The organism is Streptomyces sp. NPDC055189 (assembly GCF_053606765.1).
Window position 1 is genome coordinate 34,210 of record NZ_JBSGSG010000063.1, and the last position, 24,867, is coordinate 59,076.

General features: G+C 69.7%; 21 protein-coding genes. 17 read left to right on the plus strand and 4 right to left on the minus strand.

The window, feature by feature from the left end:
• Nucleotides 1-141 precede the first annotated feature (141 nt).
• Nucleotides 142-1,155 carry a LacI family DNA-binding transcriptional regulator gene (locus ACWFR3_RS32940; protein ID WP_453738339.1) on the minus strand — a complete coding sequence of 338 codons (1,014 nt, stop codon included), beginning with the start codon at nt 1,153-1,155 and terminating at the stop codon, nt 142-144.
• A gap of 194 nt (nt 1,156-1,349) precedes the next feature.
• On the opposite strand from ACWFR3_RS32940, the gene ACWFR3_RS32945 reads away from it, so the two are divergent.
• The 5 genes from ACWFR3_RS32945 to ACWFR3_RS32965 all read left to right on the plus strand — a co-directional run bounded on the left by ACWFR3_RS32945 (nt 1,350) and on the right by ACWFR3_RS32965 (nt 10,391).
• The gene (locus ACWFR3_RS32945; RefSeq protein WP_453738340.1) at nt 1,350-3,968 is read left to right on the plus strand and encodes a PA14 domain-containing protein; all 2,619 of its coding nucleotides are present in this window, start codon (nt 1,350-1,352) and stop codon (nt 3,966-3,968) included.
• A gap of 92 nt (nt 3,969-4,060) precedes the next feature.
• The gene (locus tag ACWFR3_RS32950; RefSeq protein WP_453738356.1) at nt 4,061-4,774 is read left to right on the plus strand and encodes a hypothetical protein; all 714 of its coding nucleotides are present in this window, start codon (nt 4,061-4,063) and stop codon (nt 4,772-4,774) included.
• A gap of 114 nt (nt 4,775-4,888) precedes the next feature.
• The gene (locus ACWFR3_RS32955) at nt 4,889-7,231 is read left to right on the plus strand and encodes a GH92 family glycosyl hydrolase (RefSeq protein WP_453738341.1); all 2,343 of its coding nucleotides are present in this window, start codon (nt 4,889-4,891) and stop codon (nt 7,229-7,231) included.
• Between the two features lie 219 nt (nt 7,232-7,450).
• Nucleotides 7,451-8,815, plus strand: a complete 1,365-nt coding sequence (locus tag ACWFR3_RS32960) for a wax ester/triacylglycerol synthase family O-acyltransferase (RefSeq protein ID WP_453738357.1) — start codon at nt 7,451-7,453, stop codon at nt 8,813-8,815.
• Between the two features lie 70 nt (nt 8,816-8,885).
• Nucleotides 8,886-10,391, plus strand: coding sequence for an SDR family NAD(P)-dependent oxidoreductase (locus ACWFR3_RS32965; RefSeq protein ID WP_453738342.1), 1,506 nt, complete (start codon nt 8,886-8,888; stop codon nt 10,389-10,391).
• 57 nt (nt 10,392-10,448) lie between these two features.
• On the opposite strand, the gene ACWFR3_RS32970 is transcribed toward ACWFR3_RS32965, so the two are convergent.
• Entirely contained in the window at nt 10,449-11,273 is an 825-nt protein-coding gene (locus tag ACWFR3_RS32970) for an SDR family oxidoreductase (protein WP_453738343.1), read from the minus strand.
• 306 nt (nt 11,274-11,579) lie between these two features.
• On the opposite strand from ACWFR3_RS32970, the gene ACWFR3_RS32975 reads away from it, so the two are divergent.
• The 8 genes from ACWFR3_RS32975 to ACWFR3_RS33010 all read left to right on the plus strand — a co-directional run bounded on the left by ACWFR3_RS32975 (nt 11,580) and on the right by ACWFR3_RS33010 (nt 18,349).
• Complete coding sequence (locus ACWFR3_RS32975) at nt 11,580-11,753, plus strand: hypothetical protein (protein ID WP_453738344.1); 174 nt, start codon at nt 11,580-11,582, stop codon at nt 11,751-11,753.
• 129 nt (nt 11,754-11,882) lie between these two features.
• Nucleotides 11,883-12,869 (plus strand): YihY/virulence factor BrkB family protein, encoded by a 987-nt coding sequence (locus ACWFR3_RS32980; protein ID WP_453738345.1) that lies wholly within the window; start codon nt 11,883-11,885, stop codon nt 12,867-12,869.
• Between the two features lie 88 nt (nt 12,870-12,957).
• Entirely contained in the window at nt 12,958-13,398 is a 441-nt protein-coding gene (locus tag ACWFR3_RS32985) for a phage holin family protein (RefSeq protein ID WP_453738346.1), read from the plus strand.
• Entirely contained in the window at nt 13,395-13,832 is a 438-nt protein-coding gene (locus tag ACWFR3_RS32990) for a DUF3618 domain-containing protein (RefSeq protein ID WP_453738347.1), read from the plus strand. The genes ACWFR3_RS32985 and ACWFR3_RS32990 overlap by 4 nt, the downstream gene beginning before the upstream one ends.
• Nucleotides 13,829-14,095, plus strand: coding sequence for a DUF4235 domain-containing protein (locus ACWFR3_RS32995; RefSeq protein ID WP_361040947.1), 267 nt, complete (start codon nt 13,829-13,831; stop codon nt 14,093-14,095). The genes ACWFR3_RS32990 and ACWFR3_RS32995 overlap by 4 nt, the downstream gene beginning before the upstream one ends.
• A 128-nt stretch (nt 14,096-14,223) precedes the next feature.
• Complete coding sequence (locus tag ACWFR3_RS33000) at nt 14,224-16,128, plus strand: family 20 glycosylhydrolase (protein ID WP_453738348.1); 1,905 nt, start codon at nt 14,224-14,226, stop codon at nt 16,126-16,128.
• Between the two features lie 88 nt (nt 16,129-16,216).
• Nucleotides 16,217-17,863, plus strand: a complete 1,647-nt coding sequence (locus ACWFR3_RS33005; protein ID WP_453738349.1) for an alpha-L-fucosidase — start codon at nt 16,217-16,219, stop codon at nt 17,861-17,863.
• Nucleotides 17,864-17,950: 87 nt separating this feature from the next.
• On the plus strand, nt 17,951-18,349 hold the full coding sequence (locus ACWFR3_RS33010; RefSeq protein WP_453738350.1) for a DUF4440 domain-containing protein: 399 nt from the start codon (nt 17,951-17,953) through the stop codon (nt 18,347-18,349).
• Between the two features lie 7 nt (nt 18,350-18,356).
• On the opposite strand, the gene ACWFR3_RS33015 is transcribed toward ACWFR3_RS33010, so the two are convergent.
• Nucleotides 18,357-18,821: a hypothetical protein gene (locus tag ACWFR3_RS33015; protein ID WP_453738351.1), complete on the minus strand. Its 465-nt coding sequence runs from the start codon at nt 18,819-18,821 to the stop codon at nt 18,357-18,359.
• Nucleotides 18,822-18,878: 57 nt separating this feature from the next.
• A complete protein-coding gene (locus ACWFR3_RS33020; protein ID WP_453738352.1) occupies nt 18,879-19,895 on the minus strand; it encodes a LacI family DNA-binding transcriptional regulator in 1,017 nt (338 codons plus the stop codon).
• 262 nt (nt 19,896-20,157) lie between these two features.
• On the opposite strand from ACWFR3_RS33020, the gene ACWFR3_RS33025 reads away from it, so the two are divergent.
• From ACWFR3_RS33025 to ACWFR3_RS33040, 4 genes are all read left to right on the plus strand, one after another.
• On the plus strand, nt 20,158-21,465 hold the full coding sequence (locus ACWFR3_RS33025) for an extracellular solute-binding protein (RefSeq protein WP_453738353.1): 1,308 nt from the start codon (nt 20,158-20,160) through the stop codon (nt 21,463-21,465).
• A gap of 23 nt (nt 21,466-21,488) precedes the next feature.
• Entirely contained in the window at nt 21,489-22,418 is a 930-nt protein-coding gene (locus tag ACWFR3_RS33030; RefSeq protein WP_453738354.1) for a carbohydrate ABC transporter permease, read from the plus strand.
• 59 nt (nt 22,419-22,477) lie between these two features.
• Nucleotides 22,478-23,362, plus strand: coding sequence for a carbohydrate ABC transporter permease (locus ACWFR3_RS33035; protein WP_453738358.1), 885 nt, complete (start codon nt 22,478-22,480; stop codon nt 23,360-23,362).
• Between the two features lie 68 nt (nt 23,363-23,430).
• A complete protein-coding gene (locus tag ACWFR3_RS33040; protein WP_453738355.1) occupies nt 23,431-24,702 on the plus strand; it encodes a glycoside hydrolase 5 family protein in 1,272 nt (423 codons plus the stop codon).
• The last annotated feature ends 165 nt before the right edge of the window (nt 24,703-24,867 follow it).

A 24,867-nucleotide genomic window follows, 5' to 3' on the forward strand; every position in this document is an offset into this window, starting at 1 on the left:
CGGCACGGCCCCGGCGCTGAGAGCGCTCACGGGAGGATGGCACTTGCGGTCAACTCGGCGGTACGGGGAGCTTTTTACATCGTTGGAAGGATGCTGTAAACCCTCCGCGCACGGAGAGGTCCCGGCTGCCGACGCGGCAGCTCACCGTCGGCCCAGCGTGCTTTCGCGCTCCACGAGGCGGAATTCCGCGGCGAGTTCGCGCCCCTCGGGCTCCCCGCCGCCCTCCAGACTCCGCAGCAGCGAAGCCACCGCGAGGCGGGCGATGGCCTGCTTGTCCGGCGAGACCGTGGTCAGCGTGACCGCCCCGAACTGCCCCTCCGCGATGTCGTCGAAGCCGACCACCGCCACGTCCCACGGCACGCGCAGACCGCGTTCGTGCAGGACGCGCATGGCACCGATCGCCACCAGGTCGTTGTAGGCGAACACCGCGTCCGGGCGCACCCCCGCGTCCAGCATCCGCGCCATCGCCTTCGCGCCGTCCCAGCGGTTCCAGCCGCCGACCGGGCCCACCAGGCTGTCCGGCGCGGCGATCCCCGCCTGCGTCAACTCCTCGCGCCAGCCCTGGAGTCGCAGGTTGGCGGGGCGGTTCGCGGAGTCCGTGCGGGCGCCGAGATACGCGATGCGGCTGCGGCCGCGGCTGATGAGGTGGCGCACGGCCGTGCGGGCCGCCGCCACGTTGTCGATCGCGATGTGGTCGTAGGGCAGGTTGTACTGGCGCTCGCCGAGCAGCACGAGCGGCACGTCGTCCTCGCGGCCGAAGAGGTCGTCCGCCTCAAGCTCCAGGGGGCTCAGGATCAGGCCGTCGATCACCCGCGCCCGGAACCCCTGGCTGACCAGGACCTCCTGCTCGCGATCGCCGCGGGTGTGGTCGAGCAGGACGGTGAAGTCGTGCTCGGCCGCCGCGTCGATGACCGCGCCCGCGAGCTCGGCGAAGTACGGGTTTCCCAGCTCGGGAACGGCGAGCGCGATGATCCCCGTACGGCCTTTCCGCAGGTGACGGGCTGTCAGGTTCGGTCGGTAGCCCAGCTCGTCGATGGCCTCCTGGACGCGCGCCCGCATCGCCGGGGTGACGTGCTGATATTTGTTCACCACGTTCGAAACGGTCTTGATGGAGACGCCCGCGCGCTCTGCGACGTCTTTGAGGCTAACCCGCACGTGCAGCTCCCTGCGTCGAGGTGCACCCCTGACCCGGGGTGTTTGTCATGGCCCTGGACAGCACGCCGGGGAGCGTGCTGTCATGCCAACTGCCGTTCCTTCCAACGTTGTACAGAGCCGTTGTACAGACTGAGGCGGCGAGCCGCCACCCCCTTCCACAGCCTTCAAGCACTGCTTCAAGCAATGGAGGATCCGTGCGCCCCACCCGACACAGACGAGTCAGGCAGCGACTGATACTGCTGCTCACCGTCGCCCTCACCTTCGCCGGACTGACCGCCGTGCCGGCCGCGACAGCCGCGGACGAACCCCCCGAAGTCCACGGCCTCAAGGGCGAGTACTACACCCAGTCCGCCCCCGGCGCCTTCGACTTCCACGAGCTCAAGGCCACCGGCTTCGACCAGAAGATCGACTTCGACAACCTCGACCCCCGCCTGAGCTTCGCCACCGGCAAGGCCGACGACGCCACCGTCCGCTGGACCGGCAAGGTCGTCCCGGAGAAGACCGGCGCCCACACCTTCTCCATGATCGGTGACAACGGCTTCCGTCTCTGGGTCGACGGCAAGCTCTCCATCGACCACTGGGTCGACGACTGGGACAAGGAACAGACCGCGCAGCCGGTCGAGTTGACCGCCGGTAAGGCCTACGACATCAAGGTCGAGTACTTCGAGCACTACGGCGGCTCCAACCTCCACCTGCGCTGGACAGAGCCCGGCGGCAGCAAGGTGGCGATCCCGCAGTCCGCCTTCCGCCTCCCCGACGGCTTCGACTACGACGGCGCCACCGCCGCCACGGTCCTCAAGGACGGCCGGACCCTCAAGCTCGACTTCGCCCAGAAGCTCGCCGCGCCCCCCAGCGGCCTCGGGGACCACATCGAGGCGGTCATCGGCGGCGCCAAGTGGCCGATCGGCGCGGTCAAGGCCGACCCGAACGACCAGCGCGCGCTGCTCGTGGACCTCAAGGAGCCCGTGGTCGGCAACAAGAAGGGCAACGCGAAGGGCACCGCCGACCTGCGTTACGACGGCAAGGGCGGCCTGAGCGGCGACGACGGCAAGGCTGTCGCCCAGTTCTGGAGCAGCGGCCCCAACCACTCCGAGCACCAGCTGCGCACCAAGTTCGCCGATGACGTGAGCCCGGACAACGCGCTGCCGGAGTACCCGCGCCCGCAGCTCACCCGTGACTCCTGGCGCAACCTCAACGGCTCCTGGCAGTTCGCGTCGGCCAAGGCCGGCGAGAAGCCCCCGGTCGGCAAGAAGCTCGCCGAGAAGATCCTCGTCCCCTACCCCGTGGAGTCCCAGCTCTCCGGCGTGGAACGGCACGAGGACCGCATGTGGTACCGCAGGACCTTCACCGTCCCGCAGGGCTGGAAGGTCGGCGACGGCAAGCGCCTCAAGCTCAACTTCGGTGCGGTCGACTGGCAGTCCGAGGTGTTCGTCAACGGCAAGAAGGTCGCCGAACACAAGGGCGGCTACGACAAGTTCAGCGCCGACATCACCGACGCCCTGAAGCCGGGCAAGACCCAGGAACTGATCGTCGGCGTCTACGACCCGACCGACGGCGAGAACGGCGAGAACCCGCCGGTCGGCAAGCAGCGCCTGGACCCGAGCGGCATCTGGTACACCCCCTCCTCCGGCATCTGGCAGACGGTGTGGATGGAGCCGGTCGCGGCCGACCACGCCGACTCGCTCAAGATCACGCCCGACGTGGCCACCAAGCAGGTCACCGTCGAGCCCAAGGGCGTGCGCGACGGAGTGCCGGTCAAGGCAGTCGCGTACGCGGGCAAGAAGAAGGTCGCGGAGGCGAGCGGACGCACGGGCACCCCGCTCAAGCTGAAGATCGCCAAGCCGCACCTCTGGTCGCCCGACGACCCGTTCCTCTACGACCTGAAGGTCACCGTCGGCCGGGACCAGGTCAAGAGCTACTTCGGGATGCGCTCCGTCTCCGTGGAGAAGGTCGACGGCACCCCGCGCACCATGCTCAACGGCAAGCCCCAGTTCCTGATGGCCACGCTCGACCAGGGCTTCTGGCCGGACGGACTGCACACGGCGCCGACCGACGAGGCGCTTGCGTACGACCTCAAGATGCACAAGGAGATGGGCTTCAACTCCGTGCGCAAGCACATCAAGGTGGAGCCCGACCGCTGGTTCTACTGGGCGGACAAGCTGGGCCTGATGGTCTGGCAGGACATGCCGTCGATGGCGGCGGGCCGTAACCCGGGCACGGCGGCCCGTGCCCAGTACGAGTCCGAGATGAAGCAGATGATCGACGAGCACTCGAACCACCCGTCGATCGTCATGTGGGTCACCTTCAACGAGGGCTGGGGCCAGTACGACGAGGGCCGCATCGCCACCCAGGCCAAGGCCTGGGACCCGACCCGCCTGGTCAACGGCATGTCGGGCCTCAACCTCGGGCGCGACGGCGGCACCGGCGACCTCATGGACGAGCACGGCTATCCGAGCCCGGCCCTGCCGCCCAAGCCCGACGGCGTGCGGGCGCAGATCAACGGCGAGTACGGCGGTCTCGGACTCGCGGTGCCCGGCCACGCGTGGTCCGTGCAGCAGAGCTACGTCGACGTTGACCCGGCGACGTACACCGACGACTACCTCACCAAGCTCGACGAGGTGCACAAGCTCGCCTGCAAGGGTGGCAACGGCGCCGTCTACACCCAGATCTCGGATGTGGAAGGCGAGTTGAACGGTCTGCTCACCTACGACCGCAGGGTCGTCAAGCCCGACGTGAAGCGGCTCAAGGCAGCACATGAGGCCTTGATCAGCGACGCGTCGCGGCCCGACCCGGCGGGGTGCTCGGGTTCCTGACCCGGGCACGGGGCGCTCCGGACCGGTCGGCGGTCCGGAGCGCTTGTCCCGTGGACGCGGGGCCGTTCCCCGTGCACCATCAGCCCGTGATCATGGATGAAGAGAACAGCGCCCGGGTGCGGGCCGCGGTCCGCAACAATGCCGAGTGGTGCGACGCGGTCTGCCGTGCGCACGGTCTGGCGGGGGAGTTCGGCGCAGGGGTCTGGAGCAGTACCCGGCGGACGCCGCTGCTGTATCCGGACGCCGTCTCCCTCTCCCCGGAGACGTCTGCGGCTGACCTGGTGGCCCGGATCGACACGGAGTCACCGGGCTGCTCGGTCAAGGACAGCTTCGCCTGCCTCGATCTGGAGCCGATGGGCTTCGAGGTGCTCTTCGACGCGCAGTGGATCCACCGTCCGGCGGACAAGCCTGCTCCCGAGTCCTCCGCGCCGGACGTCACCTGGGAGCCGCTCACGAACGCCGCATCGCTGCCCGCGTGGGAGAGCGCCTGGAACGACGGCGAGAAGGGCGGCGGCCTGTTCCGGCCCGAACTCCTTGACGGGCACGCGACGTTCCTCGCCGCGCGCGCCGAAGGCCGGATCGTGGCGGGAGCCGTCGCGAGCCGCGGCGCGTCGGTGGTCGGTGTCTCCAACTTGTTCGCCTCGGCGGACGAGGAGTCCGCCTGGGCCGGCTGCCTCACCGAGGTCGCCCGGCTCTGGCCCGGCCTCCCCGTCGTCGGATACGAGAGCGGCGACAGCCTCGAAGCCGCCGTCCGGCAGGGCTTCACCCCGGTCGGACCGCTGCGGATCTGGCTGCACACCGCCTGAGAGCCGTACCGCCTCCTCTCCCTCTCTCCCACCCCTTGACGCACACGACGCGACCCCCGAAGAATGATCGCGTTCCGCTCTCTGACAACGTTGTCCAAGGAGGCGTTCCCACCCATGAGATGGACCCAACGGCTACGCGGCACCGGGGTGGTGGCGGCCGCGGCCGCTCTCCTCGGGGGAGCCATCGCCATACCGGCGGCGCAGGCCGCCCCGGCAGCGGACGGCCGCCTTACCGACCTGGTCAACCCGTTCATCGGGACCGAGAACGAAGGCAACACCTACCCCGGCGCGGCCGTGCCCTTCGGCATGGTCCAGTTCTCGCCCGACACCGGCCACAACACCGGCTACGACCACTCCGACACCCACATTCGCGGCTTCTCGACCGTCCATCTCTCGGGCGTGGGCTGCGGGTTGGGCGGCGACCTGCCGGTGCTGCCCACCACGGGTGACGTCAAGGAGACGGACTACGCGAAGTACGCGGCGGAGTTCAGCCACGACGACGAGAAGGCGAGCCCCGGCTCGTACAAGGTGGGCCTCAAGTCCGGCATCGACGCCGAGCTGACCGCCACCAAGCGCACCGGCGTGCAGCGCTACACCTTCCCCGCCACCGACAAGGCCAACGTCCTGCTCAACGCGGGCCAGTCGCTGCACAAGACGGGCAGCACCAAGGTCGAGATCCTCGACAGCCGCACGGTCCGCACGGCGATCACCGGCAGCGGCTTCTGCCAGGACACCAAGCCGTACACGGTCTACACGATCACCCGCTTCGACCGCCCCTTCACCACGTCGGGCACCTGGAAGGGCGACACCGTCACCGCGGGCTCCAAGTCGTCGTCGGCGGGCGAGGAGCGCAACGGCGCCTACGTCCGGTTCGACACCTCCAAGGACCGCACCGTTGAGGCGACCACCGCTCTCTCGTACGTCGACGCCAAGGGGGCCGCGCTCAACCTCCGTGCGGAGGGCGGGCGTTCGTACGACCGTGTCGCGAAGTCCGCTCAGGCCGCCTGGGAGGACCGGCTCGACGACGTGCGGGCCAAGGGCGGCAGCGAGACCGTCCGCCGCACCTTCTACTCGTCCCTCTACCGTTCGTTCCTCGCGCCGAACATCGGCAGCGACGTCGACGGCCGGTACACGGGCTGGGACCAGAAGACGCACCGCGCCAAGGGCTTCACGTACTACCAGAACTGGTCCCTGTGGGACACCTACCGCACCCAGGCGCAGCTGCTCTCCCTGCTCGCGCCGCACGAGTCCCGCGACATGGCGCTCTCCGTCCTGAAGATCGACGAGGAGAGCGGCTGGCTGCCCAAGTGGGGCTACGGCACGGTCGAGACGAACATCATGACCGGCGACCCGGTCACGCCGTTCCTCACCAACGCCTACCAGCAGGGTCTGCTGAAGGGGCACGAGGAGGAGGCGTACCGCGCGCTGAAGAAGAACGCGGACGGTGTGCCGCCCGCCGACTCCGCTCCCGTGGGCCGCGAGGCCAACAAGGAGTACCTGAGCGACGGATTCGCGCCGTACATCAAGGGCCGCCCGCACGCCAAGCCCGGCGACTCCGACTACGACCACGGCGCCTCGGCGACCCTGGAGTACGCACTCTCGGACGCGATGCTCGGGCAGATGGCCGGGGAGCTGGGGCACAAGGCCGACGCCAAGCGGTATACGGAGCGTGCGCAGAACTACCGGAAGATCTTCGACGAATCGACCGGGTTCTTCCGTGCGCGGGACAAGGCCGGTGCCTTCACCGGGCCCGCCGACCCGGCCAAGAGCGAGGGCTTCCACGAGGGCACGTCCTGGCAGTACCAGTGGCTCGTCCCGCAGGACCTGCCCGGCATGGTCGACCTCATCGGCGGCAAGCAGGCCGCCAATGAACGCCTCGACTCCTTCTTCGCCTACGAGGAGCTGCTGAAGGACCCGGCGAAGACGGCGCGCGAGGTGTGGGTCAACGGCCCCTACGACTACTACAACGCGGACAAGTACAACCCGCAGAACGAGCCGGACCTCATCGCCCCGTACACCTACCTGTCGACGGGTCAGCCGTGGAAGACCACCGACGTGGTGCACGCCGCGCTCACCCTCTTCACGGACACCCCGACCGGCATGACAGGAAACGACGACCTGGGCACCATGTCCGCCTGGAACGTACTGTCATCGATCGGCGTCTTCCCGGTCCAGCCCGGTACGGACACGTGGGGTCTGTCGACGCCCGTCTTCGAGCGAGTCGACCTCACCCTCGACCGCCGCTACTACCCGAAGGGCCGCCTCACGGTGAAGGCGCCGGGCACCTCGGACACCGACCGGTACATCCAGTCGGCGCGCGCGGACGGCGCCGACTACGCGAAGACGTACCTGACGACGGACGACATCCGCGACACCCGCGAGCTCTCCTTCACGGTGGGCGACAAGCCCTCGGACTGGGGTACGTCGACGAGCGCGGCGCCGCCCGCTCTGAAGTGACGTACTGACGTGTCGTATCGAAATGACGTACTGAAGTGACGTAGGACATACGTCACTTGTGCACCACAAGGCCCGCCTCTCTCAGAGAGGCGGGCCTTAATCTGTTGTTAACTGTGCGTAGCTTGATCGTACTTGACCGTAGTCAGGCAACGGCGATTGACTGCACTTTCATGCCATCCCCCGCATCGTCCTCGACGCGAGAGCAGCCCGTTGAACACTCTGACTGCTGAGCCCTCCGACCTGCTCGCACCTCTCGACCTGGCCTTCTGGAACATCGAGTCCGCGGAGCACCCCATGCACCTGGGGGCGCTCGGCGTCTTCGACGCCGACTCGCCGGACGCGGCCGAGCGCGCGGCCGGGCTTCTCGCCTCCCGCGCGGCCGGCGTGCCAGGACTGCGGCTGCGGATCCGGTCGATCCTGCTGCCGGTCGGCGCGGCCGTCCGGGCGCCCGCGCCCGCCTTCGACCCGCTGGACCACGTCCGGCTCGCCGAGCCCACCGGGGACTTCCACGCCGTGGCGGGCGCGCTCATGCAGCGGCCCCTGGAGCGAGGCAGGCCGCCGTGGGAGGCGCACGTGCTGCCGGGGGACGACGGGACCACCTTCGCCGTGCTCTTCAAGTTCCACCACGCCCTCGCGGACGGACTTCGCGCCCTGATGCTCGCCGCCGCGGTCATGGACCCCGTGGACCTGCCCGCCGCGCGCCCGGAGCCCGCGGCGCCCGAGGCCTCCCGCTGGTCGTGGCTGCCGGACCCGCGCAAGCTGCCGGGTCTGGTCCGCGACACCGTCACCGACGTGGGGCAGGCCCTGGACATCGGCTCGTCCGTGGCCCGCGCGACCCTGGGCGTTCGGTCGTCGGCCGCCCTCACGTCCGAGGCCACCGGCACCCGGCGCACCGCGGGCGTGCTGCTCGACCTGGACGACGTGCACCGCGTGCGCAAGACCGTGGGCGGCACCGTCAACGACGTACTGATCGCCGTGGTCGCCGGAGCCCTGCGCCGCTGGCTCGACGAGCGCGGTGACGGCAGCGAGGGCGTGGAGCCGCGCGCCCTGGTCCCGGTCTCCCGGCGCAGGCCGCGCGGCGCACAGCCGCAGGGCAACCGGCTCTCCGGATATCTGGTGCGGCTGCCCGTTGGAGAGCCGGACCCGGTCGCACGGCTGCGGACGGTGCGGGCCGCCATGGACCGCAACAAGGACGCGGGACCCCACCGCGGCGCCGGCGCGGTCGCCCTGCTCGCCGATCACGTGCCGCCGCTCGGCCACCGCATCGGCGGTCCCGTCGTCGCACAGGCCGCCCGGCTGCTCTTCGACATCCTGGTCACCAGCGTCCCGCTGCCCAGCCTGGGCCTGAAACTCGGCGGCTGCCCGCTCGCCGCGGTGTACCCCTTCGCGCCCCTTGCCCGGGGGCAGGCGCTTGCCGTCGCGGTGTCGACCTACCGGGGCCGGGTGCACTTCGGTCTGGTCGCGGACGCGGCCGCCGTGCCCGACCTGGATGTTCTCGCGCGCAGTGTGCGGGAGGAGCTCGCGGGGCTCGTCGAAGCGTGCGTAGAGCGCCCGAGTTTGATAGTGGGGCCGGTCGCTACGTAAAGTTCTCTTCTTTGGAGCTTCCGCGGTCACTCAGACGAGCCGCGGCATGAGTGACGCGAGGACAGCGGCGATGACGGTGACAGAGGACAGCCCGGGGGCTGCCGGTCCGGACCGAGAGGCCGTCGATTTCGGCCCCGGCATCGACCCCGACCGGCTCGCCGTCTGTCTCAGCGTGCTCGACGAGCTCGACAAGCTGGACGTCGACCACCCCGACGCGATCACGGTGCGCCGCGCCACGGCCGGGATCTACCGGACCGTGAAGCAGCGCCGCCGCCAGGATCGCCGGGCCGCCAAGACCGCGCACGACAAGGCCGTCACCGAGGCCACCGCCACCGGCTCCGCCGAGCGGATCGACGACGAGACCGAGGGCCTGCTGCCCTCCTCGCAGACCGAGGAGGGCCGGATCGCGGGGATACTCCAGCGCCCGCGCTCCTGCTACACCTGCAAGACCCGGTTCGTGGAAGTCGACTACTTCTACCACCAGCTGTGTCAGGACTGCGCCCGCCTGAACCGGTCCAAGCGCGACGCCCGCACCGACCTCACCGGCAAGCGCGCCCTGCTCACCGGCGGCCGTGCCAAGATCGGCATGTACATCGCGCTGCGCCTCCTGCGTGACGGCGCCCACACCACCATCACGACGCGGTTCCCCAAGGACGCCATCCGCCGCTTCAAGGCGATGGACGACTCGGCGGAGTGGCTGCACCGTCTGGAGGTCGTCGGCATCGACCTGCGCGACCCGGCCCAGGCCGTCGCGCTCGCCGAGCGGGTCGCCGCCGCCGGACCGCTCGACGTCCTGATCAACAACGCCACGCAGACCGTGCGCCGCCTGCCCTCCGCGTACGCCGCCCTGGTCGACGGCGAGGGCGCGCCGCTGCCCGCGGGGGAGCTGCCCGCCCACTCCGTCATCGGCGCCTTCAACTCCGGAGCGGTCGACGGCCTGGCCGCGCTGCCCGTGGGCACCAGTGGCCTGGACGCGCAGCAGGTCGCCGACCTCGCCCTCGTCGCGGGCAATGCCAGCGTCGCCCGGCACCTGGACGGCACCGCCATCGACGCGGGCGGCCTGGTCCCGGACGTCGTCGAGAGCAACACCTGGGTGCAGACCATCGAGCAGATCTCCCCGGTGGAGCTCCTCGAGACCCAGCTGTGCAACTACACCTCGCCGTTCATCCTGATCAGCGCGCTGCGCCCGGCGATGTCCGACGCCGCGAAGAAGGCGTCGAGCGGCCGCTCCTACGTCGTCAACGTCTCGGCGATGGAGGGCGTCTTCGGCCGCGGCTACAAGGGCGCGGGACACCCGAACACGAACGCCGCGAAGGCCGCGATGAACATGGTGACGCGGACCAGCGCCCAGGAGATGTTCCAGACCGACGGCATCCTCATGACGTCGATCGACACCGGCTGGATCACCGACGAGCGCCCGCACTACGACAAGCTGCGCCTGGCCGACGAGGGCTTCCACGCCCCGCTGGACCTGATCGACGGCGCCGCGCGGGTCTACGACCCGGTCGTGCGCGGCGAGGCGGGCGAAGACGTGTTCGGCGTCTTCCTCAAGGACTACGCACCCGGCAAGTGGTAGCAGGCGGTCAGCGTCGGGCCGTTTCCCGTCGCTGACCGTGACCGGCCGTCCGCCGTGTCAGGCCTCGCCCGTCGCCGCCGCGCGCAGCCGCTCGTGCACGGCGTACGGGGCGGTCGTACCGGCGGCTGCCCGCACTCTGGTCCCGCCGTCCACCAGGACATCCGCGCCGGTCACCCATTCGGCCGCATCGGAGACCAGCCATGTCACGGCCCGCGCCACGTCCTCCGGCTCGCCGACGCGGCCCAGCGGCAGGCTCGCCGCGAGCTGTTCCTCGGCGCCGTCCCACACGAAGCGGGCCATCTCGGTGCGGATGAGCCCGGGCGACACGGAGTTGACCCGTACCGAGGGCGCCAGTTCGCCCGCGAGTTGGGCCGTCAGGTGCAGGAGCGCCGCCTTGCTTGTGCCGTACGCACCCACGTTCGGGCCCACATGGGACGCGCCCTCGGTGCAGATGTTCACCACCGCGCCTCCCCGCTCGCCCATCCAGGCGCGCCAGGCGAGCTGCGTCAGGTGCAGCGCGGCCTCGACGTTCACGGTGAAGGCGTTGCGCCACCGGGTGAGATCGACGTCCATCAGCGGGCCGTAAGGGGCGTTCGTCGCGGCGTTGTTCACCAGGACGTCGAGCCGTCCGAACTCGCGCATCGCGAGGGCCACGCAGGCCTCCACCCGACCGGAATCGGCCACGCCGCCCGCGCATCCGACGGCCTGTGCCCCCTCGGCGCGCAGTGCGGCCACCGCCGCCTTCAGGGCGTCCGGTTCGCGGGCGGTCACCACAAGGCGATGTCCGGACGCCGCGAGGGCCCGCGCGACGGCGAGCCCGATGCCCCGCGATGCACCGGTCACCAGTGCCACCGCGCCCTCCCGGGCCTGCGCAGAAGTCATCCACGTACGGTCCCATGGAGATACGGAAAGGCCTATGGGGTCAACACTTTGGGAAGTTCCCGGCCCGAAGGCCACCCCCACACCGTCACGAAGTGTCTTAAATCCACCTCTTCGGCCGAACCTATAGAGCGCGAGCCCGCTCATTTGGTTAATCTGATGCCAACGGACGGCCTCCAGGGGACCACAAGCACCCCTCTGCCGCCCTGGGACAGGCTTGCAACCGTGGCCGCGATCCCGCCCGAATGACGGCGCCACCGCGACCGGACTGCCCTTGTCCTTCCGTTACGCGACACAGAGGAGTGCGCGGTGACACCTGATCTGACGAAGCAGGAAAAGCGACCGGCGAAACGCGGCGGCGAGCGGGCCGGCAGGCCACGCAAGCTCAGCAACCTGGACTCGTGGGCCAAAGCGGCCCCGATCCGTCTCGCCGGCTACGAGGACGACCTCGCGGAGCCGCACATCCTCCCCGGTATCGACTGATCCCTCCGCTTCGCCGCGTGCCCCCTGCCGGTTTCAGGACTTCTGACCCCGGCAGGGGGCACGCGGCGTGTGCGGGTCCCGCAACGGGCCGCGTGCATGGCCGGGCGAATGCGGGTTACTCCGGAACGTATGAGCGGAACATCGGATGCCGAGAACAGCGCGGATCGCGCACTGGTCGAACCCACACAGTTGTCGAAGCGGTCCTGGCGCGCGGTCGTCACCGGCGTGGTGCGCGAGTTCCAGGACGACGAGCTGGCCGACCGGGCCGCGGCGCTGACCTACTACGGGGTCCTCTCGCTGTTCCCGACCATCTTGGTGCTTGTCTCCCTCCTCGGAGTCGTGGGGGAGTCGGCCATCGACTGGCTCCTGGAGAACCTCGAGAAGCTCGCGCCGGGGTCGGCGAGGGACATCATCAGCGACGCCGTGGAGCAGTTGCGCGGCCAGGGCGGCTTCGGCTCCCTCATGGCGGTGGTCGGCATCGTCCTGGCGGTCTGGGCGTCCTCCGGGTACGTGGGGGCGTTCATCCGCACCGCCAACGCCGTGTACGACATGCCCGAGGGGCGGCCCGTGTGGAAGGTGCTTCCCGTGCGGGTGGGCGTGACGGTGGTGCTGCTGATCCTTGCGGTCGTCAGTGCGCTCATCGTGGTGTTCACCGGCGGCCTCGCCCACACCGTGGGTTCGGCGCTCGGGTTCGGTGACGCGGCGCTGACCGTGTGGTCGATCGCGAAGTGGCCGGTACTCGTCGCCCTGGTGACCTTCATGGTCGCGCTGCTGTTCTGGGCGACACCGAACGTGAAGGGCCGCGGTTTCCGGTGGGTCAGCCCCGGCAGCGTGATCGCCCTGGTGGTCTGGCTGGTCGCCTCGGGCGGATTCGCCTTCTACGTGAGCAACTTCGGCTCCTACAACAAGACCTACGGCGCGCTGGCCGGAGTGATCATTTTCCTCGTGTGGCTGTGGCTCAGCAACATCGCGATCCTGCTCGGCCTGGAGTTCGACGCGGAGCTGTCCCGGCAGCGGGCCATCGCCGGTGGTCTTCCCCCCGAGGAGGAGCCCTACGTACCGCCCCGCGACACGCGCGCGTGGGACGAGGAGGACCACCGGCGCATGGAGGAGTGACGCCGTCCGGAGTGATCGCGGCCCCCTGCCATGTGCCGATCGCGGAGATCGGGGTACCCGGCCGCGAACAGACAGGAGGTTGATGACGATGGCCCAGACAGATGCGCACACCACCGGCCGTGCCGGCAGCGGACAGAGTGCCACCGGCAGTGAGCCGGTGGGCGACCTCGTACAGCGCGCGTCACAGCAGCTGACGGAGCTGGTGCGCGGCGAGATGCGGCTGGCGCAAGCCGAGATGAAGGAGAAGACCAGGCGCTACGGCAAGGGCAGCGGGTTGTTCGGAGGGGCCGGTCTCGTCGGCTTCCTGACCCTGCAGGCCCTCGTCGCCACCGCGATCGCGGCCCTTGCGGTGCCGCTCCCGGTGTGGGCCGCGGCGCTGATCGTCACCGCCGTCCTCGGTCTGATCGCCGCGGTCCTGGCGATGACCGGCAAGAAGGAAGTCGGCCGGGCCGCTCCGCCGATCCCCGAACAGGCCATCGGCGGCGTGAAGGCCGATGTCGCAGAGATCAAGGAGAGTGCACAGCGATGACCGAGTCCCACGACAAGCACACTGCCGGTTCCGGGGAGCTGCGGGCCAAGGTCGAGCAGACCCGCCAGGACCTGGGCGAGACGGTCGAGGCGCTGGCGGCCAAGGCCGACGTCAAGGCGCGCGCGCAGGAGAAGGCCGTCGCGATCAAGGGCCAGACGGCCACGAAGGCCGCGGAGCTGAGCGGGCAGGCGGTGGCCAAGGCCACCGAGGCCGCCCATGTGCTCCAGGACAAGGTGCCCGACCAGGTCAAGGACAAGGCGGCGGCTGCCACCGGGCAGGTGAAGGCCGCGGCGGGGCAGGCCACGGAGGTGTGGCAGGACAAGGCACCCGAGCAGGTCCGCAACCGCCGTACCGCCTTCATCGCCTCAGGCGCGGCGCTGGCGGCCGTGTACGTCCTGGTGCGGCGCAAGCGGAAGCACGGGAGCGCGCTGTGAAGGCGTCGAAGATCGCGTACAAGCCGGTCGGCATGGCACTCGGCGCACTCGCCGGTGTCGCCGCCGGCGGGTTGTTCAAGCAGGCGTGGAAGGTGGCCGGGCACGACGAGGACGCGCCCGACGCCACCGACGAGGACCGCAGCTGGGGCGAGATCCTGCTGGCGGCCACCCTGCAGGGCGCGATCTTCGCCGTGGTCAAGGCGGCCGTCGACCGCGGGGGCGCTGTCGCCACCCGCCGGTTGACGGGCACCTGGCCGGGCTGAGATGCATCGTCGGAGCTTCATACGCTGAGATTCATCCGATGGGTCGATACAGGACAGTGCAAATGTCCAAGTCCCCGTCGCGGACAATACATTGACACCCACATGGGGCGCTTGAATCATCGGATGTCATGACTGACATGCGCATGATGCTCGCGCCCCGTGCGCGGCCAGGGCGACTCCGTCGGCTGAGCGGCGCCGCGGTGGCCCTGCTGCTGCTCGCGGCGCCGGTCCCGGCCGCTCGGGCCGCCGGGGCCCCGCAGCCCGCCGCGGACCCGCCCCGCACCGTCCCCGCGCTCGCCGACTGGACACCGGCCAAGGGCAGCTACGCCTTCGGCCCCGGCGCCCGGCTCGTCGCGCACGGCAAGGCGGCCCGCGAGGTCGCCCGCACCCTCGCCGACGATCTGCGCGCCGCGGGCGAGGGCCGGGTGCCGGTCACCGGCGGCTCCCCGCGCGACGGCGACATCGTGATCGACGTCGCCCCCGCGCGCAGGACACTCGGCGCCGAGGGATACGACCTCCGCGCGGGCAAACGCCTGGAGATCACCGGCGCGACCGAAACGGGCGCCTTCTACGGCAGCCGCACCCTGCTCCAGCTCCTCGCCCGGGGCGACCGCGTCCCGGCCGGACGCACGGTCGACGTGCCCGGGTACAAGGAGCGCGGGGTCGGTGTCTGCGCCTGCTACATCCACGTCTCGACGCCCTGGCTGGAGAACCTCGTACGCGACATGGCGTACAACAAGCAGAACCAGCTGCTCCTCGAACTCAAGGTGAAGAGCGACAAGCACCCCGGGGCCAACAGCTGGGGCTACTACACCAAGAGCGAGATACGCCGCCTGGTCGCACTCGGCGAGAAGTACCACGTCACGATCATCCCGGAGATCAACTCGCCCGGCCACATGGACCCCTGGCTGGAGAAGCGCACCGACCTCCAGCTCACCGACTCCGACGGCAAGCCGCAGCCCTCCCGCCTCGACGTCACCAAGGACGAGGCCTTCGCGTACTACACGAGCCTCATCGACGAGTACGCCGAAGTCTTTCCCGCGAAGTCCTGGCACATGGGCGCCGACGAGTACATGCTCGGCTCCGACTTCGCCAAGTACCCCCACATCCTCGAATACGCGCAGAAGAAGTACGGCGAGAAGGCCACCCCGCAGGACGCCTTCGTCGACTTCATCAACCGCGTGCACGCGTACGCGACGGGCAAGGGCAAGCAGCTGCGCATCTGGAACGACGGCCTGACCGGCGCGAACACGGTGCCGGTCGCGGCGGGGACGAGCGTGGAGCACTGGCTCGACGTGCAGACCAAGCCCAGCGAACTCATCGCGCGGGGCTACCCGTTGCAGAACGCCGCCTACTCCCTCTACCTCGTACGCGGCGGCTTCCACACCGACACCAAGGCGCTGTACGACAAGGCGTGGGACCCGCGGCAGTTCGAGGGCGAGACGCTCGCGTCGCGGGACGGCATCACCGGCGCGAAGATCAGCCTGTGGCCGGACAACGGCAAGGGCGAGACCGAGAACGAGGTCGCGGCCTCCATGGCGATGCCGCTCAGCCATGTCGCCCAGGTCACCTGGGGGTCCGCGCGGCCGGACCCGACGTACGCCGACTTCACCGCGCGCGCCGATTCGGTCGGACACGCGCCGGGTTGGCGGGACCTCACGAAGTCGCCGGTCGCCGACGGGACGTACACCCTGCGGGACACCAAGGGGCAGGCGAAGCCCGCCGCGTACGAGATCAAGCGCACCGCCGACGGCTACGTCACGCTGAAGTCGGCGAAGGACGGCACCTGCCTGGAGACCCGGAGCGGAAAGATCACGCTCAACGTGCCGCTGGAGCCCGGCAGTTCGGTCACGCAGGAAGCATGCGACGCGGCGAACACCCTGCAGCGGTGGCAGCTGCTGAAAGCGGATGACGGCTACCGGCTGACGAACGCGATCACCCAGATGTGCGTGTACGTCACCGAAGACGGGCGCCTCCAGCAGTACCCGGCGGATCAAAAGCCCCCGGCGAGCTGGACGTTGACCACCGTCTGACTGGCCGCACGGCCCCGCTGATTCCATCGCCCCGAGATCCGCCCCCAGAGATCCGCCCCCGAGATCCGACAGGGAGACCCGCACACCCATGACTGTCAGCAGACGCCTCTTCGTGACCGCCGCCGTCACCACGGCGGTCGCCGCGTCGAGCAGTTCCCTCGCGCTCGCGGCACCCGCCCCCGCGGGCACGGCCGCCTCCGCCGCCTCGGAACCGCCCTACCGCATCCCGATCGGCCCCGAGGACTCGGCGGACCAGGTCGTCGCCAAGGCCAGGCAAGTACGGCCCACAGAACGGCAGATCGCCTGGCAGCGCCTTGAGCGGACCGCGTTCCTGCACTTCGGCGTCAACACCTTCACCGGCCTCGAATGGGGAACGGGAGACGAGGACCCCGACGTTTTCCAGCCGTCAGGACTCGACACCGACCAGTGGGCGCGAGCCCTGCGCGACGGCGGCTTCAAGCTCGCCATCCTCACCGTCAAGCACCACGACGGCTTCGTGCTCTACCCCTCGCGCTACACCAAGCACAGCGTGATCAGCAGCAGTTGGCAGGGCGGCAAGGGCGACGTACTGCGCTCGTTCGCCGACTCGCTGCGCCGCCACGGCATCAAGGTGGGCGTCTACATCTCGCCCGCCGACGAGAACCAGTACCTGCACGGCGTCTACGCCAACGGCAGCGCGCGCTCGCCGCGGACCGTCCCCACGCCGGTGGAGGGCGACGACCGGGCGGATGCCGCAGCCGCGCGGTCGTTCACGCTCGACGCGACCGACTACGGCGCCCACATGCTCAACCAGCTCTACGAGGTGCTCACCGAGTACGGGCCCGTCGACGAGGTGTGGTTCGACGGGGCCCAGGGGCGCATCCCGCCGGAGAAGGTGGAGACGTACGACTGGGACAGCTGGTACGCGGTCATCCGCGCGCTGGCGCCGGACGCGACGGTCGCCGTGCGCGGTCCCGACGTCCGGTGGGTCGGCAACGAGGGCGGGCTCGCGCGCGAGGACGAGTGGAGCGTCGTCCCCGTCAAGGACTCGGGGAACGGCAGCATCGACTACGCCCTGAAGTACGACGCGCCCGACCAGGGCAGCCGCGATGCGCTTGCCGAGGCGAGGTCCGTTGCCCAGTACGTGCAGTGGTGGCCGGCGGAGTGCGACGTATCGATCAGGCCCGGCTGGTTCTACCACGAGGACGAACAGCCCAAGTCCGTCGAGCAGTTGACGGACATCTGGTTCCGCTCGGTGGGCCGGAACTCCGTGCTGCTCCTGAACATCCCGCCGGACAAGCAGGGACTTCTCCCGGCGGCGGACGTCGCGCGGCTGCGGGAGTTCCGGGAGCGGATCGGGCGGGAACTGCCCGAGGACCTGGCGCGGGGTGCGCGGGCCCGCGGCGACGGCCGCCGCCCGTCGTACGCGGTCGACGGCGACCCGGACACGGCGTGGGCCTGCCCCGCGCCCTCTCGCGGGACTCTCACGGTCGACCTGGGCAAGACTCGCGAGGTCGACCGTATCCGGCTCGGCGAGGACATCCGGAGCGGCCAGCAGCTGGAGCACGCGGTGATCGAGGCGCGGGTGTCCGGCGGGTCCGGGTGGTCCCTCGTGACGGAAGTGGACACGGTGGGAGCGAGTCGTGTCCTGACGCTGGCCACCCCGCTTCGAGCACGGGAGTGGCGGGTGCGGGTGACGGGGTCGCGCGGGGTGGTGCGTCTGGCGGAGTTCGGCCTGTACCGATCGCGGGTGTAGGAGTCTTTTCGCGGGGGCCGGGCTCGGGACCACGAGCGCGGCCCCCTTCGAAGTCGTACCGTCAGCAGCGGTGTTAACGTCGCGGCCATGTCCAAGAACGAAATCGACGCCGTCACCGCCGAGTTCTTCGGCGCCTTCGACAACGTGGGCGGCAAGACCGCCGACGTGGGCCGTATCCGGCGGCTCGTCATCCCCGGCGGGGTGATCGTCCTGACCGGGCCGCAGTTCACGGTCTATACGGTGGACGAGTTCATCGAGCCCCGCCAACGGCTGCTTTCCGAGGGCCGGTTGACGGAGTTCTCCGAGTGGGAGATCTCCGAACGGACCGAGATCGAGGGCGACATCGCCTCGCGGTTCGGTGAGTACCGCAAATCCGGGACTTTGGACGGTGAGCCCTTCGAGGGCGGCGGCACCAAGACCATCCAGTTCGTCCGCACCCCGGACGGCTGGCGGATCGCGGCCTTCTCCTGGTACGACAAGGCCTGACCGGCGCCTACGAAGGCCAGTCGACCCCGCTGTCGCGCACCACCAGAGGTGTGGGCTGGTCCACCTCGTAGAACCTGATCCAGCCGACGCGGACGGCCCCGTCGAACCGCTCGTGGTGGCCCGCGGTCTTGGTCGCGAGCCAGGCGAGCAGTTCCCCCACGCGGTCGAAATCGTCCGGGTGGATCTCCTGCCGGGCCGTCAGCGCCCAGCCGCCCTCGCGCGGGAGCAGCACGGAGGTGAGCACTCCGTCCACCTTGAGGGCCGTGTCATGGCAGCCCAGGAGCGGCACGGGGTCGTCCTCCGTGACGAGCTCTCCCGAGTCGTCCTCCACCACGACAGGGAACTCGCGCACCACCGTCAGCGTCACCGGCCGGGGGCCGAGGCCGAGATGCCATCGCAGCTCGGCGACCTCACCCTCGGAGAGATCGTCACGCAGGTCCAGCGCGACGATGAGTTCGTATACGTCTGCCATACCGGCACCGTAACGGCCGGGTACGACCAGACCTGCCTCCGGGCCGGTCGGGGCCGCTCAGCCCCCGGCCACCCGCCCCGTGCTCTCGCGCTCGATGAGCGTGGGCAGCGGTACTTGGACCGTGCCCGCGGGGCCGTCGTCCAGGAGCGACAGGAGTTCGCGCGCCGCCGTCCGGCCGAAGGACATCGTGTCGCGCGACAGCGCCGTCAGCCACGGGTGCACCATCCGGCACAGCGCCGAGTCCTCCCAGGCGATCACCGATACGTCTCCCGGCACGCCGAATCCCAGCGAAGCCGCGGCGGCGACCCCGGCGACCGCCATCACGTCGTTGTCGTAGACGAGAGCCGTCGGCGGTGACGCGGCGGAGAGCATGCGCCGGGTCACCGCCGCGCCCTCCGCGTCCGAATAGTCCGTGGTCACCGAGCGCACCTCGGACAGGCCGCGCCGCTCGGCCTCGGCGCGCAGCGTGCGGATGCGCCGCTCGGTGTGGGCGAGTCCGGGCAGGCCCGCGATGTGCACGATGCGGCGGTGGCCGAGGGCGTAGAGGTGGTCCACGATCGCCGCCATCGCGCCCGCGTCGTCCGCCCAGACGGTGGAGAGGCCGGGGTGGTGCGCGTCCGGGTCCGGCACCCCGCCCGTGACCACGGCGGGCAGCCCCAGCTCGTCGAGGAGCGCGGGACGGGGGTCGTCCGTGCGCGGGTCCACGACCAGGACGCCGTCCACCCGGCGCTCGGCCCACCACCGCTGGTAGACGGCGCACTCGGCGGTCACGTCCTCGGCCACCTGGAAGAGCAGGCCCAGCTGACGCTCCGCCAGGACCTCCTGGATGCCCGAGATCAGCTGGAGGAAGAACGAGTCGACGCCCAGCGTCCCGGCGGGCCTCGCCACCACGAGCCCCACCGTCGCCGCGCCCTCACCGGACAGCGCGCGCGCCGCCGTGCTCGGGTGCCAGCCCAGCTGCTCGGCGACCCTGCGCACGCGGTCGCGGGTGATGTCGGAGACGCCCGGCCGGTCGTTGAGCGCGAAGGACACGGCGCTCTCGGAGACTCCGGCGCGGCGCGCGATGTCCTTCATGGTCGGCCGGCGTGCCGGGGACCGCTTGCCTTGCACCGGTGTTGCCCCTTTCCTGTGGCGCTCCAACTAATGCGCTTGAGCCAGCACACTCTAAAGCGCATTAGTCGATCCCCGCAAGGAGTTGAACACACCTCTCTGACCTGCATAGTTGATGGGCCTGAGCGGGATCCGGCAAGGATTATTCAACGAATCCATTGACTTTTTACCGGGGCTCCATGCAAGGTCAGCCTCACGCTGGGCCGAGCAAAGGAGCCGTTTCACCGTGCGCATCTCCCAACACCCCCGCATCCCCAGAAGGGCAGCCGCCGCTGCCGCCGCCATCGCCGTGCTCCTGCCGCTGAGCGCCTGCGGAGGCGGAGGTGACGGCGGCGGTTCGACGGACGCTTCGGGCAAGATCGAGGGTGAGATCACCTTCCAGACCTGGAACCTGAAGGCGAACTTCAAGCCGTACTTCGAGGGCGTCGTCGACGGCTTCGAGAAGAAGTACCCGGGCACGAAGGTGCACTGGGTCGACCAGCCCGGTGAGGGCTACGCCGACAAGATCAGCGCCGACGCCGCGGCGGGCACCCTCCCCGACGTCGTGAACGTCTCGCCCGACCTGGTGGCCCCGCTCGCCAAGGCCGGACTCGCCCTGGACCTCGACAAGGCCGCGGGCAAGTACGAGAAGGAGTACCTGCCGGGGGCGTGGAAGAGCCACCAGATACCGGGCACGGAGGGCACGTACGCCTTCCCCTGGTACCTGAACACCGGCCCGCTCTTCTACAACAAGCGGATCTTCAAGGACGCGGGGCTCGACGCGGACAAGCCCCCGAAGACGTACGACGAACTCTTCGACGACGCGCTGCAGTTGTCGAAGAAGAGCAAGGGCAAGACCGCCACGCTCGCCAACATCCCCACCATCGAGGACTTCGGCCGCTACGGCGTTCCCCTGATGGACAAGGAGGGGACCAAGTTCACCTTCAACGGCGCCAAGGGTGTCGAACTCCTGAAGAAGTACAAGGAGTTGTACGACGCCAAGGCGCTCGACGGGCAGGCGCTGAACGCGACCCCCGAGTCGACGGGCAAGAAGTTCCTCACCGAGGCCGTCGCCATGAACCCCGGAAGCGCCCTGGACCTCGGCAAGTTCAAGAAGGAGGCTCCCTCCCTCTACAAGAACATCGGGATCACCCCGCAGATCACGAACACCGGCAAGGACAACATGTACGTGATGGGGGTGATGGTGAACGCCCGGACCAAGCAGACGCCCGCGGCCGTGGCCTTCGCCCACTACGTGACCGACGCCCAGCACCAGATGTCCTTCGCCAAGAAGGTCGCGATCTTCCCCAGCACGGAGGGCTCGCTCGACGACCCGTACTTCACCAAGGAGGACGGGACGGACGACACGCGCGTGCGCATCGCCGCCGCCAAGTCCATCAAGACCGCGGTGAATTACACGCCCGTGCTGTTCAGCGAGCAGATGAAGATCGAGCTGCGCAACAGCGTGGGCAAGGCCCTGCAGGGCAAGGAGAGTCCGAAGGAAGCGCTTGACAACGCTGTCAAGAACTGCGACCGGCTGCTCCAGCAGAGCTGAGAAGACGACACGGGACCACCACCATGAAAACCTCCAGTGCCGCCACCGCTCCCCGTAGCGCCGCCGACGGTCCACGCAAGCGCATCAGGCGGCAACTGCCGTCCAGCCCATGGCTGTTCGCGGCCCCCGGGCTGCTGATCGTCGGCATCTTCATCCTCTATCCGTTCGTCAGCACGCTCATCAACTCCTTCACCGACAAGCGGACCCTGATGCCGGGGGAGTACGTCGGCCTGGACAACTTCCGCGAGCTGCTGCACGACGACATGTTCTGGATCGGGCTCCGCAACTCGACGCTGTACATCGTGGGGGTCGTCCCCGCGCTCGTGCTGCTGCCGCTGCTGCTCGCGATGCTCGTCCAGAAGCACATCCCCGGCATCACCTTCTTCCGGTCCGCCTTCTACACGCCGGTGGTCGCGTCCATCGTGGTGGTGGGCCTGATCTGGGTGTGGATGCTGGATGAACGGGGCCTGGTCAACGCGGTACTGGAGGCGGTGGGGGTCGGCTCGGTCGGCTTCCTCAGCGACCAGTGGCTGCTTCTGCTGAGTGCCATGACCGTCACGGTCTGGAAGGGCCTCGGCTACTACATGATCATTTACCTGGCCGCGCTCGCCAACGTGCCGCGCGAGCTGCACGAGGCGGCGTCGGTGGACGGCGCGGGCTCCGTACGCCGCTTCTTCACCGTCACGGTGCCCGCCGTGCGCTCCACCATGGTCCTGGTCGCCGCGCTGTCCTCGGTCGCCGCCTTCAAGGTGTTCTCCGAGGTCTATCTGATGGCCGGACCCAACGGCGGACCCGCGGGCGAGGACACCACGCTCGTGATGCTGGTGCAGCGCGTCGGCACCGGCCTGACCGGCCGCGTCGGGTACGCGTCGGCCATCTCGGTCGTCGTCTTCGTCGTCACCGTCGCGCTGATGCTGCTCGTGCTGCGCGCGGACCGGAAGGAGGACGCGTGAGCACCGTGACGGACACGCGCGAGACCGAGCAGGCGGAGAAGGCGGAGAAGAAGGGCCGGGTGAAGGTCCGGAAGGCGGGCGCCCGCAAGCGCGGGCGGATCACCGACGAGAACGGCCGCCGGATGCCGGTGTGGGAGATCGTCCTGCGCTACGGACTCCTGCTCGCCGTACTTGCGTTGATGATCGGTCCCTTCCTGTGGCAGCTGTCCACATCCCTGAAGGGGCCGCACGAGAACATCTTCAGCTCGCCGCCCGAGTTCCTGCCGAGCAGCCCGACCTTCCACAACTACGAGCGGGTCGCCGACACCATCCCCGTCTGGGACTACGCGCTCAACTCCCTGAAGGTGGCCGCCGCCAACGTGGTGACCAACTGCGTGGGCGCAACCCTCGCCGGCTACGCCCTCGCGCGCCTGCGCTACCGGGGCCGCAAGGCGGCCACCGTCGTCTTCATCCTGGCCATGCTGGTGCCCGTGGAGGGCATCATCATCGCCCAGTTCACGACCATGCGGGAGCTGGGCCTGAACAACACCCTCATCGGTGTGCTGCTGCCCGGCTGTGTCTCCGCGCTCAACGTCCTGCTGATGCGCAACGCCTTCCTGAACCTGCCCTACGAGATCGAGGAAGCCGCGTACGTCGACGGCGCGAACGTCTGGCAGCGCTTCCTGCGGATCGCCCTGCCCGCGGTCAAGGGCACGCTCGCCGTGGTGGCGATCTTCGCCTTCATGGGCGCCTGGGACGACTTCCTGTGGCCGCTGATCGTGCTGAGCGACCCGGACAGGTTCACCCTGACCATCGGCCTGAACTACCTGCACGGAACCTTCGCCAACGACGAACGGCTCGTCGCCGCGGGCACGGTCATCGCCGTCCTTCCGCTGATCGTGCTCTTCGGCTGCCTCCAGCGGTACTTCTTCCGCGGGGTGGGCGAGGGGGCCGTCAAGGGCTGAGCCGCCTTCTCCTCTCCGGTACACCGGGCCCCCGGCGGGCCCCGCACCCCCCAAGAACCAGGACTCGCATGTCTCGTACCACTCGTGCGCCGCTGTCTCGTACTACTCGCGCTCCGCGCTTCGGCGCGAACTACACGCCGAGCCAGGGGTGGTTCCACCACTGGCTCGACTTCGACATCGACGCCGTGCGCGCCGATCTCGACGCGATCGCCGCGCTCGGCCTCGACCACATCCGGGTCTTCCCGATCTGGCCGTACTTCCAGCCCAACCGCACCCTGATCCGGCCGCGCGCCGTGGAGCAACTCGTCGCCCTCGCCGATGCCGCGGCCGAGCGCGGGCTCGACGTCAACGTCGACGGACTGCAGGGGCACCTGTCGAGCTTCGACTTCCTGCCCGCGTGGACGCAGACGTGGCACCGGCGGAACATCTTCACCGACCCGGACGTGGTGGAGGGGGAGGTCGCGTACCTGCGTACGCTCGCCGCCGCTCTTGCCGACCGGCCGAACTTCATCGGCATGACCATCGGCAACGAGGTCAATCAGTTCTCGGCGGGGCCGCATCCCGATCCCGACCGCATCACACAGGAGCAGGCGGGGGAGTGGCTGCGGCGGGTGCTCGCCGCGTGCGAGGAGGGGGCGCCCGGCAAGCTGCACCTCCATGCGGAGTACGACGCCGCCTGGTACCAGGACGACCAGCCCTTCACCCCGGCCCAGGCCGCGCGGCTCGGCGGTGCGACCGCCGTGCACTCCTGGGTGTTCAACGGCACGGCTCAGCGGTACGGGCGTGAGGGGGTCGCCACCGCGCAGCACGCGGCGTACATGATCGAGCTGTCCAAGGCGTGGGCGGACGATCCGCACCGGCCCGTGTGGTTGCAGGAGGTGGGCGCGCCCGCTCCTCTCATCCCCGCCGAGCATGCGGCGTCCTTCACCGAGGCGACGGTGGGGGCGGCGCTGGACTGTGCGGATGTGTGGGGGGTGACGTGGTGGTGCTCCCACGATGTGTCGCGGGGGCTCGCCGACTTCCCCGAACTTGAGTACAGCCTCGGTCTGCTGACCAACGACGGGCAGGTCAAGCCCGGGGGTGAGGTGCTTGCGCGGCTCGCGAAGGAGTGGCGGGGGAGGGAGTACGCGCCTGCGGTGCGGGGCACGGCCGTGGTGGTCGACGACTCGACCTCGGGGCGGTCGGCGTGTGCGCCGGGGGGCGCGGTGTTCGAGGCGTTCGCCCGCCTCGTCGCGGACGGGGTTAGGCCTACCACCGTGCTGGACAGCAGGGCTGGTGACTCCGAGCACTTGGCTGCGCGGGGCATCACGGAGGTCGTGCGGCCAGGGGAGGTCGGCTAGCCCCAAGATCTCTCCCCAATCCCGCCCCTTCCCGGCTGCATCTAATTGCGGCTGCGCCGCGGGCCGCTGGCGCGGGGGCCATGTGCCTTGTGCGTACCGTCATCACCGGCTTCGCCGAGTTCGTCCTCAAACGCCGGACGGGCTGTGTATCCAGCCCGTCCGGCG